A 9,935-nucleotide genomic window follows, 5' to 3' on the forward strand; every position below is an offset into this window, starting at 1 on the left:
GAACCGAAACCCCAGCGTCGGACGCCTTGAAGAGGATCGTCCGCGCGGCAGTTTCGATACACTCGCGGAGGTCGGAGGTGAACCGATAGTGCCAACTCCGCCAGAGCGTCGACTGGTCGGGCACAGTTTCGAACCCGAGGCGACGGCGGAGAGAGGGTCGGTCCTGTCCCGTTTCGAGTTGATAAAGCTCCTGTCTAAATTAGTTCGAGAGAGGAAATCCGAAGCGGTGCTGTGACTTGCTCAATTCTACAGACTACTGAAACGAATCTGATCTACCTCCAGTAGCTGCGAGAGTTACGTTTCAATTCACTCAGAACTGCCAGTCTCAGGAGAGCCGCCGCTAAGCGTGGCGGCTCTCCCGTGGGTCTACATCTCGCTCAACCGTACGATGGTAACGACTGATTCCATCGGGTCCGAATCTTTCGAATGGCTTCCGGCACGCCACCCCGAAGCGGGTGGCGCTGCCGGAACCACTGTACCAGTACGTATCCAATCAACGTACAGAACAACTCGAACAGCACGCCGTTGAGTGATTGTGAGTGGAATTGTTCAACATTCGCATACTGCTTGAGCTCTCGAAACAGAATCTCGATAACTGTCCGTAGCGTGTAGATACTGATCACCTCGACAGGATCGTACTCTGACGACGCCAGCGTCGTCAGGTACTCCATTTCGCTTCCGTCAACGTCCTCAAACACGATACGACGGAATTGCTCGCCAGTCTCACCCAGTTCAACACGCTGGTCGGACACGCTTCGTGTGCCTGCTTCGTCGGTAATGCCGACATCTTGGACCGATTCCAAGATGTCGACTCGGGCATCAGATCGCAGTAGTGTGACAAAATCCTCTCCACGCTGTTTCATCGCGCAGAAACGGTCATAATCGAGGTACCCACGGTCAAAGACGCGAATCAGCGAGTCGAGGTCTACGAAGACCTCGACATCGCTCTGAAGATGATCGAACTGCGTCGGTTCACGGGTGTCACCGCCTGTGACGGTCACGCCAAGCGGGTGGCTGTGCTCACCGTCTACGCGCGCGGCAAGGTTGAGCTTGAGTCCACCGTCAGTTGGTTGGATTTCGTGAATAACGGTTTCTTCGTCGAGTTCACTGGCCACAGCGACTGATCGGGTGAGTGTGAGATTGGTTGCATCAAGTGCTACGACAGGACGGTTGAGCCAGTTGAGGCGTTTACGTTGAACGGCACGCTGATGATACAATTGCGGGGTGTGGAGTAGTTCGAAGAGGAGACGAACGACCGCGCGGTAGTCGCGGTCGTTCGTCCGGCGAGAGAAGGTTGACCCAGCCATATAGGCCAACTGCTCGTGGGTTGCTGTTTTCTCAGCCAGTTCAGCGAGCGAGTCAGATGGGCTAATTCCCTCGAAAATGCCGATTTTGAGGTGGTTATCGAAGTCGTGCTTCTTGCAGTGTGTACCAATCCCGAACTCGTCGGCAATGGACTCGCTGTCGACTTCGTCGAGCAGCGAGTACAGGTCCTCGGCAACCGAATGGGTGGGATTGAATTGACCTGCGGACGATTCTTCTGACGACGGCCTCTCATCTTCTACACACATCATGCCGTCACTACCGGCCTTCAGCCGGTTTTAAATACTCGAAACGGGACAGGGTCGGTCTTCCAGATACGAGCAGAGTGCCGTTTCGTAGTCCCACCCGTAGAGTTCCTTGAGGAGAAACCCACGGAATAGCGCATCCATTTCGTACGTCGTGCTCCCAGTGTAGCGATCGTGAGCGTCGAATTCGACGTAGGCTAGCGGCCAGTGAGCGACGAACGCTTCGATAGAGTCGTGGGCGTCGTGGTCGAACCAGACGGTTGCGAGAACCCGGACATCTTCAGCAAGGCCGGTTGTCGAACTCCGGTCGTAGAGTGGCGTCGCACGATAGGCTGGCCAGTCGTAGTAGGACGTCTGGGCGATGCGACGGTACACAGCACGTCGAGAGGATTGTGTCGGTGTCATCGGACAGCGCTACTATAACCGACGACAAAAGCTACTTCGGTGAATTATCTACTCGATAGTGCTCAATACAAGGTCCGTTGGAAACGAGATACTATTCCTTTCATCTGTTCTAACCGGAACAAAAATATTAAATATTAATAAGGTTTAAACAGAGATGATGGCCAAATATAGGGTAAACTTACTGCTGCCAGTAACCACGATTATACTTCCTACAGCACTATTACTCATTGCTGGGTTCAGAGAAATCACACAGGCTAACTATGAACTAGCATACGACATCTCTCTATTTTGGTTTGGATCTGTAACTCTACTATATCCATATATTGTATTTAAGAGTACATCAAAGTTCAATAGAGATGTAAGTGACAAAGAAAAATGGGGAATATCTGTGCTCGCTCTTCTATTGGGGGCAATTCCACTCGGTCAAGTTTTATTTTCTTTTGTATACACATTTATCGTTTATCCATCTGAAACTTCACCCGGAACATAATTTATTCCCCCAATTACTCCCCCTGATAACCATGCCATGTTCGGATATTTGAGCAAAAATTTTCTGATCATCTAACACAACAATTGAGACTCCTTGATCAATAGAAAGGAACACGTCGGGTCCACCTTCTGAAACAGTGACCGTATACATTGAGATAGTTGGTCTCAACTTACAGCGTTTTGCCCGCTCTGATCGGCACGCTACCCTGGGGTTGGCGCCTTGAAGACCACCTTCCAGAAGACAAAACCACCAGACTGTAGCGGGTTCAGGATGGATCGGCTACAGAATGTTCGAATCTACCAACAGAATCAAACATTATTAGACCGCTCCCAGAGAAGCACGGTTCATCCATGGGAGACGAGAAGCACTGGCTGAAGCCCGACCAAGTCGAGGCGATGCGCGACGCCGCTCATGAGGGGCGTCACCCACGGCGTGACGATGCGATCATCACCCTCCTCTACGACACCGGTCTCCGTCGTGGCGAGCTCGCCTGCGTGGACCGCGAGATGCTCGACCTCGTGGACGGACACCTCCGACTCCCGACGTCGGTCCAAAAGGACTACCCCAACGACAGCTCCCCACCGCCCGTTGCCTTCGAGCTCGATCGGGACGGCTCGCTGCGGACCGTCGCAACGCTCGGTCAGTTCCTTGAGACTCGCGTCGACGACGTTCCTGCCCTAGTGCCCAGCCAGAAGGACAGTCGGATGACGGGCAAGGGGATTAACGACGTCGTTCAGCGCGCTGCTCGTCGCGCTGGCGTTCGCCCGTACTGCTTCTCAGGGCGAGGTCGGCCCGAAGACGTCTCCGCGCACACGCTCCGTCACAGCGTTGCCTGGCGGATGTTGCGGATCGAAGAGGGGAACACACTCTACGACGTTCGGAATCGTCTCCGACACGCCTCGCTCCTCACGACTGAGCGCGAGTACGACCACTTCGAAACTATCTAAAATTCACGTGTGTGCCCCAACCAACACGACTTCAGCCGACGGTTTTATTCGTTTGTACGTCCACTGGTTAAGTGGACTTAGACACCACGGACGCCCATCTCGGGCGGCTATTCCTCAAATACTGAGTGACAACCATGTCGCCACAGACATGGTGTCACAGTCGTCCTAATCGCAGAGCAGGACGACGACCGCTGCAATACTCACGATATTGAACAGAGTGAGCGCCAGCGGAGAGGCACCAACGACGATAGCGCTGGTGACAACACCATAGAATGCGTCTTCCAATGATATAGACATATAAGAATCTATTAGTGCCCTCTTTGTGCGAACACTTCCGACTCAAAGCATGGATGAATCTGTCCACCCCTTTCGGAGACAAACCTTCACCAAGAGCGGACGCATCGGCCCACACTCGTGCGGTTTTGGACCGCACTTCGTGCGTTCAGAAACATCCGAGACTTAGACACCACGGACGCCCTACTAACTTGTATACATCTATGTACTCCACGCACTTAATTATTTCGGCAATTTGACCAGTTTAGATGAGAACAGGTTTTTTGCGTCAGAACTCGCGCTCGATTTCGAGCTTCCGCATCGCCCGCTCGAAGACCTTCGGGTGGCGGTGAGCCAGTTTCTCTAGGTGGTCTCGGATTGACTGGGCTGGGTTCACCTCGACCTCGTCGGCATTCTGAAGTTCGTGATAGAACGCGTGTGTCTCGGTCGTCACCGCGACCCCGACCGTCTTATCCTTCGGTGCGCTGTCGCTGTTCAGCGCGTTGAGGTACCGGTCGACGTCGAAGTCGTTTCCGGTGTCGCCCTCGTTCGTCTTGTCCTGTTCGTCTTCCGCTGCGTCGAATGCGTCAGTCATCGGGTTGTCGCTCATGAGTTTAATCTTAATCTTAAGCTTATGCGTACGTCTCGATTGTCTCGTCAGTGATCTCGACGCCGTCGCCGGCGGCGAACTGCTGGGCACCAGCACGGTAGGCGTGGTAGCACTCCTGCCGCACCGAGCGCGGCGTTCCATCCGAGCGCTCGACGATCGTCCGGATCGCCGGGGCCGTGTACGGATCAGAGAGATACCCCTCGGTGTACTCCTCGTCGCGGGCCCAGGCCAGCCATCGAGCAATCAGCTCCTCGGTCTCAGCGAAGCCGAACCGTTCGAGCGACCGGTCCTTGGCGACCAGTCGCGACGACAGCGTCTCCCGCAGCTCGTCGAGTCGGTCCCCAGCCTCAGGCGTCCCGAACAGGAAGAGGATGAACGCGGGTCCAGTCTCGCCGAGATCGCCGATACTCTGGAGCCCGGCGAGCAGCTGCTCGAAGGTACGTGTGTTCCGCGCCGCGTCCTCGAGTTGGTCCACTTGGACGATACACGTGAGATCCGCCGCCTCCAGTTGCTCGGAGACCTCCTCGACGACCTGGCGGACCTCATCGGTCGCCCGTGGATAGGTCTCGGGGATGTCGAGCTCATCGTACGCATCGAGTTCGTCGAGCAGCCGGGTGTAAAGCCGGCGTGTGGTGATGCTCTCGACCTCACGGATGCGGGCGATGGCGAACTCGTCGCTGCGAGGGCCCTCGCTCAGCGCGTCGTACACGAGCTCTCGGAAGTGGGTCTTCCCAGCACCTCGCTTGTCGATCACCGAGACGTGCCCGGCGCGGGTGAGGATGTGTGAGGCAACCTCTTGGAGAAGGTCATCGTTGACTCGTACGGCGACCCGCGTGTCAGGGAGTGATTCCGCCGCGAACGGTGTGCGGTCCTCGATGAGCCCTAACTGCTCGGCATACCGAACGTGGGCCTCTTCAGCCTCATCGAGTGCCGCCGTGAATTGATCAGCCATGATACGGTTATGCCTAAGGATATCCCTAACCTTAAGATTAAGTCAGACGCTCATTGAGAGAGGCTCAAATTCAGTCGAGCACACCGGGTTTGAGTGAAGGTGTCTGCTTAGGAAGGGTGTGGAAGATACCGAAGCAGACAGCAAGAGGAGGGAAGAGCACCTAGTTGATTTTGTCGTCAATAGGCTTAACCAAGAGCTTGCGATCGATCTCGATGAGGACATCGAGGCCACGACAAGGGCGTTGTATGATGTTCTTGCCGTCGCCAGCACCGGTGGCTTGGTCAATCACGTCTGCGAAACGATCGACGACTCGATACACGCCAAGACCGCCCGAGGACATCTCACCGCGCAGTTCGAGCTTGACTCCGTCGAGGCGGTGTGGGACGCGCTATTTCAACGAGATACGCTTTAGACGCTTCTAGATCGACCGGAAGAGGTCCGTACAGGCCTCCACCTCGACCCTACTGCGGCGATGAATACAAGACAGAAGCGCTGTACTTCTCACAGGCGAAATGAGAGCCACAGCGTTTCATGCGTACGCGACCAGCGTTTCATGCGTACGCGACCAGCGTTTCATGCGTACGCGACGCTAATACGCACGGGCACGGAACAAGCGGTACACGCTGGCGACACCACTAGCGATGTCCTTGTTGAGTTTCTCTAGCCCCTCGGTAGTCCTGATCGCTCAAAATGGTGAGGTCGCGTCTACATGCGCTTGTTGCTCGTGGGCATTTTTTGCTCTTATACTGTCATACTGCTTTTCACAGGATGAACACTGTAGAAACTGCTTAACGGTCTTGAGCGGTGTGATACTCCGACCGCGAAACTCTGAAACAGTAATCGTATCGTACTCTTTCAAGGACTCTACCCGCCGATGTACTTCTGATGTACTGACACCAAGCTCGCCCTCTAATTCCGGCTTATGAGTTGGACCTTCTTCGTTGAGTACCGCGAGCGTATTCCGCGCGGCATCATCTGCCTTCGGGTGATTTGAATCTAGTTGCTTGACGGTGAGAACCGGTCGAATAAGCAGGCCCATCGAATCGGAGGTTTCCACCGCATTGTGCTTTTCCAGTGTATCAACCCGCCGCCACACTGAACTATCAGACTGCGCCAAGGCATTGCTTATTTCGCCTGCGGTCATAGCTCCGTGTCTATTGAGTAGAGCTAGAATTTCTTTTGCGCGGTTGTAAGGGTCGTAATAGTCGTGTGCTGAATCTCGAAGAATATTCCTCATTACCGATGGGAACTGGGCGATGCTGTCTTTAGGGGTTACTCCCCACTCAGCTGCAATTTGGTTTGGATCTATTCCTCGATCTCCGAGCAGCCGAAGACGAGTGAAGCGGAGTTGACGGTATGTGAAATCAAGCGGCAGCTTGTCCACAATGTGATGGATGTGTACTGTCGAAGCCGGGTTTTCATCAGCCATACTGAACACTCCCCTCAGTGCTGCTTGTGCCCGGCTCTCAGTCACATAAATTGTTCTTTCTTTTTTTGAGTAGACTCGGCCGGGAGGTGCATCATCAACTTTGGACCTGAGACACGGCCCATCGCGCTCAACAATGTCCCATGACGAGCTCGTGTATTTGACGGACGTACACGGCATTGTTTCAGGGATATGAATTGCCACCACGTCATCGTTCCATTCAATCCAAGACTCTCTCAAGTGTGTGTACTCTTTCTTCAGCAAGCCAGTGAACGGGACGATATTAGCAACTCGGCGGTATCCGGGTACCAGGTTGTCTACGGCGTTGAGCAGCGTCTTCAATTCGTTGTCGGTCAACGGCTCAACGTGTTTACCGGGTTCTCCAGGACCAGTCATCCGCTAAATTTGTCTTCAAATTCTGTCATCGCCCGACGTCGACGCTCGCCCCACTGACTCGAGTACCAGATCGCCATGTCGAGGTTTCCATGCCGCATGTAGGTCATCACTTGGGTAGGATTAAACTCCGACTGAGCACCTAATTTACAGCCGTAGGTATGTCGAAGGGCGTGGGCAGTAATATTTAGCTTGCCAGAATCGGGGTCCTCTGAGCGAGTGTCATCGAGGCCAGCGTCTCGGGCGACCCGACGGATACGCCGGTTGATCGACCCGTGCATGATCGGGAACTGACCGCCATTGGCTTCACAAATGGACTTCAATATTTTGGCGACGCCACTCCGGCCTGGTAAGAACCATTGGTACTTTTCTATGGAGTTCTTGGATTTTGGCGAGAAAGCAGGTTGTTGTTTTTGTTTGTCACTGAGCCAATCTTTCCCTTCAACGGTTCTATTTCGGCACTGACTACACGGTTGTCCAGTCTGGTGAAGGTTTCCGCCATTTTCGTTCCCTTGGCCCGTTGGTCCGGAACCACCGACGCACGGCTCAAATCCGGGAATTCTCACGTACCAAGTAACACTCTCGTACTCGTCTGACCACTCTTGATCTACATATTTCGCTTTTGTATGCGCTAACTCACCGACTCGGAGGCCTGTTGAGAGGGGAACCCGCACGCACACCTCATCGAGTGGGTCGGCCTCCATTGCAGCTTCGATGAGCCGTTCTGTAGGTTTTCTGTCGAGAGGTTTGTACTTTTCTTCATTGGGACCATCATAGTCAGGCGTTTGACGTTCCTTCATGAATAGATCACAAGTTGCCAAGTGTCTAAAGGTGTGCCACAAGGTGAAAGTGGACAGAGAAGCGCTATACCCTGTATTTGGCCTCCAAAGGGTCTGAATGTTGTGGAACTTCTTGACATTCTTCCACAATATTGTGGGATCGCTCTTGGGTAAAACATTGTTTGCGGCGAGCTGCCGGACAATTTTGTTGTAGCTCTGTACGGCGGCATACTCATCAGAACAGGAGTGACACAGGCTAAAAGAAGAGATCGGCCGATCTCACTCAGCCCGAAAAGTCCTGACCGACAATCTGCTTCACAAGAGCGTCATAGGATAATCGCAAGACGATGTATGATTTTCATAGGTAGGCCCCAGAGCGATAGTCATTCTAGAAACATATAAGAAAATATACCGTACATGAAATATTATGTTTCTGTTAGTAGAGGGTACAGCAGGGGACGAATAGTAATTTACCTTATGCTTTACTACGGGGTTGGCTAGACGCCAGATTAGAAGTCGTCGGGATCGAGATCGCCGGCAAGATACTGCTCACCAACCTCTGTGATCGTGTAGTAGCCTCGCTTGACGCGCTCGACGAGGCCATGATCGACAAGCACTGAGAGTCGACGGTTTACTTCGCTTCGTGCCTTGTCGATATTGAACGCAATAACGGAGGGTGACAGGACCAACCCAGATGTTGCTAGTGCCTCAAGAATGCGGTCGTCAATGGGCATTTGCATCCACGGGGCTGGCTCTCTCACGTAGATACTCCTCTATTTCACACCACTTTTTCAACCGATATATCAAGTGTGATAACTATTTGATGAATATAAACTCACTAATAGATGAGATTTTTATATCTAGTCTACATATACCTGCTCGTGAGCCATGGCATCACATAGTGAGCCTCAGATCCGAGGAGTAGCTTGGAATGGACTCATTCAACAAATAAGTTCAGCAGCTGTTGAACTACCTGCTAAACACCACTTTACAGGGGGTAGCCCCGGCGGGATAACGACGTGTGGGCAATGACAGAGAACTGCTCTCCGAACCCCGACGTGATCAACCCCGAGATGAAATTAGAAGACGTTCGCTACAAGGTAAATGCGAATACCTGTGACGGATATGGACGGTCAACTGCGTCTGGACGAGGATATAACGCTGAACGACTCGTTAACGCAATATTTCACGAGTCTGGAAGAGTTTTTCGCGCGTCAATTGAGCCGTATGTTGATGCGTATGTTCCGGGTGAGATATCCTATGATGTTGAGGTCAAATCTTGTGTCGCTCGCTATCAGGGTAGTAGTACTAGCGAGCCTGGGCGATATGGACAGTTCCGAATCTGGAAGCATCATCACGACCAGTTGATAGCTGAAACCACACTGTCCGATTCACGCACAGCGATTTACTTTTTTGTCGTGTATTCAGTCAGATATGGGATCGAAGAAGAGGTAGGGAAATTGCTCGTGCCTGCTGAGGTAGTTGACGATGTGCTTGATAACTGGTCTCTTGAAGAACACGTGACGATGGGTGAACAGAAGACCCGTCAGATCTCCTGGCACCTCCTACTGAAGCGACTAGGCGTTTCGACTGATCGATTCAAATCTGAGGACATTATCGACCTCACAAATGAGTGACTCACGACTTACTCCAGTTGCGTTCGACATCGAGACCTCTGGATTCGATGCGGATGCTGTCATCACCGTTGCTGGGTTCGCACACGGTCTCGGTGAATCGCTTATTCTCAATACTGGCGGCCACAGCGAGGTGGATCGCAACACACTGGTGAGAGCGCTTGATGAGGAGTCAACTGGGACAGCCCAACTCGACGTCGTCGCTGACGAGGGCGAACTCCTCGAGGCGGTCGCGTCGTTTGTCACGAACCAACTCAATGGTGACACCCACTACGTGACCGCATTCAATGGTGAGACGTGGAACGGTGGGTTCGATCTCCCCTTCTGTCGAACGCGATTTCTCCAACATGGACTGCGGTGGCCCTTTGGTGACATCGCGTACGCCGATATGATACAGGTGGTTGACCGCTTCAATACACAAGATCAGACTGATCTCGTTGGGGTGTATGATGTCCTTG

Annotated in this window: 11 protein-coding genes and 2 pseudogenes; 5 read left to right on the forward strand and 8 right to left on the reverse strand. The window is 53.1% G+C overall.

The window, feature by feature from the left end; translation table 11 throughout:
• From EXE41_RS19760 to EXE41_RS17710, 3 genes and pseudogenes are all read right to left on the reverse strand, one after another.
• A pseudogene (locus EXE41_RS19760) lies at positions 1 to 157 on the reverse strand (transposase); the annotation flags it as partial.
• 220 nt (positions 158 to 377) lie between these two features.
• A complete protein-coding gene (locus EXE41_RS17705) occupies positions 378 to 1,574 on the reverse strand; it encodes an IS4 family transposase (protein WP_394348118.1) in 1,197 nt (398 codons plus the stop codon).
• Positions 1,575 to 1,601: 27 nt separating this feature from the next.
• Entirely contained in the window at positions 1,602 to 1,973 is a 372-nt protein-coding gene (locus EXE41_RS17710) for a hypothetical protein (RefSeq protein ID WP_241987283.1), read from the reverse strand.
• A gap of 154 nt (positions 1,974 to 2,127) precedes the next feature.
• Here EXE41_RS17710 and EXE41_RS17715 point away from each other — a divergent pair, with 154 nt between their 5' ends.
• Together EXE41_RS17715 and EXE41_RS17720 are read left to right on the forward strand one after the other, a co-directional pair.
• Complete coding sequence (locus EXE41_RS17715) at positions 2,128 to 2,463, forward strand: hypothetical protein (RefSeq protein WP_137691678.1); 336 nt, start codon at positions 2,128 to 2,130, stop codon at positions 2,461 to 2,463.
• A 350-nt stretch (positions 2,464 to 2,813) separates the two neighbouring features.
• Positions 2,814 to 3,410 (forward strand): site-specific integrase, encoded by a 597-nt coding sequence (locus tag EXE41_RS17720; protein WP_137691679.1) that lies wholly within the window; start codon positions 2,814 to 2,816, stop codon positions 3,408 to 3,410.
• A gap of 562 nt (positions 3,411 to 3,972) precedes the next feature.
• Here the strand turns inward: EXE41_RS17720 and EXE41_RS17725 are convergent.
• Positions 3,973 to 4,278 (reverse strand): hypothetical protein, encoded by a 306-nt coding sequence (locus EXE41_RS17725; RefSeq protein WP_137691680.1) that lies wholly within the window; start codon positions 4,276 to 4,278, stop codon positions 3,973 to 3,975.
• Positions 4,279 to 4,315: 37 nt separating this feature from the next.
• Positions 4,316 to 5,245 (reverse strand): hypothetical protein, encoded by a 930-nt coding sequence (locus EXE41_RS17730; RefSeq protein ID WP_137691681.1) that lies wholly within the window; start codon positions 5,243 to 5,245, stop codon positions 4,316 to 4,318.
• A 118-nt stretch (positions 5,246 to 5,363) separates the two neighbouring features.
• Between EXE41_RS17730 and EXE41_RS19765 the strand changes: the two are divergent.
• Positions 5,364 to 5,800 (forward strand): annotated as a pseudogene (locus EXE41_RS19765) (ISH3 family transposase); the annotation flags it as partial.
• Between the two features lie 130 nt (positions 5,801 to 5,930).
• On the opposite strand, the gene EXE41_RS17740 reads toward EXE41_RS19765, so the two are convergent.
• The 3 genes from EXE41_RS17740 to EXE41_RS17750 all read right to left on the reverse strand — a co-directional run bounded on the left by EXE41_RS17740 (position 5,931) and on the right by EXE41_RS17750 (position 8,583).
• Positions 5,931 to 6,674 (reverse strand): winged helix-turn-helix transcriptional regulator, encoded by a 744-nt coding sequence (locus tag EXE41_RS17740; protein WP_158294439.1) that lies wholly within the window; start codon positions 6,672 to 6,674, stop codon positions 5,931 to 5,933.
• A gap of 389 nt (positions 6,675 to 7,063) precedes the next feature.
• Positions 7,064 to 7,864 (reverse strand): site-specific integrase, encoded by an 801-nt coding sequence (locus EXE41_RS17745; RefSeq protein WP_137691684.1) that lies wholly within the window; start codon positions 7,862 to 7,864, stop codon positions 7,064 to 7,066.
• A gap of 488 nt (positions 7,865 to 8,352) precedes the next feature.
• A complete protein-coding gene (locus tag EXE41_RS17750; RefSeq protein WP_199240902.1) occupies positions 8,353 to 8,583 on the reverse strand; it encodes a winged helix-turn-helix domain-containing protein in 231 nt (76 codons plus the stop codon).
• 288 nt (positions 8,584 to 8,871) lie between these two features.
• Here EXE41_RS17750 and EXE41_RS17755 point away from each other — a divergent pair, with 288 nt between their 5' ends.
• Positions 8,872 to 9,480, forward strand: coding sequence for a hypothetical protein (locus EXE41_RS17755; RefSeq protein ID WP_137691686.1), 609 nt, complete (start codon positions 8,872 to 8,874; stop codon positions 9,478 to 9,480).
• Positions 9,473 to 9,935, forward strand: a 463-nt coding sequence (locus EXE41_RS17760; protein ID WP_137691687.1) for a hypothetical protein, incomplete at its 3' end; no start/stop codon positions are given. The genes EXE41_RS17755 and EXE41_RS17760, both read left to right, overlap by 8 nt.

The organism is Halorubrum sp. SD690R, assembly GCF_005435035.1.
Classification (GTDB): domain Archaea; phylum Halobacteriota; class Halobacteria; order Halobacteriales; family Haloferacaceae; genus Halorubrum; species Halorubrum ezzemoulense.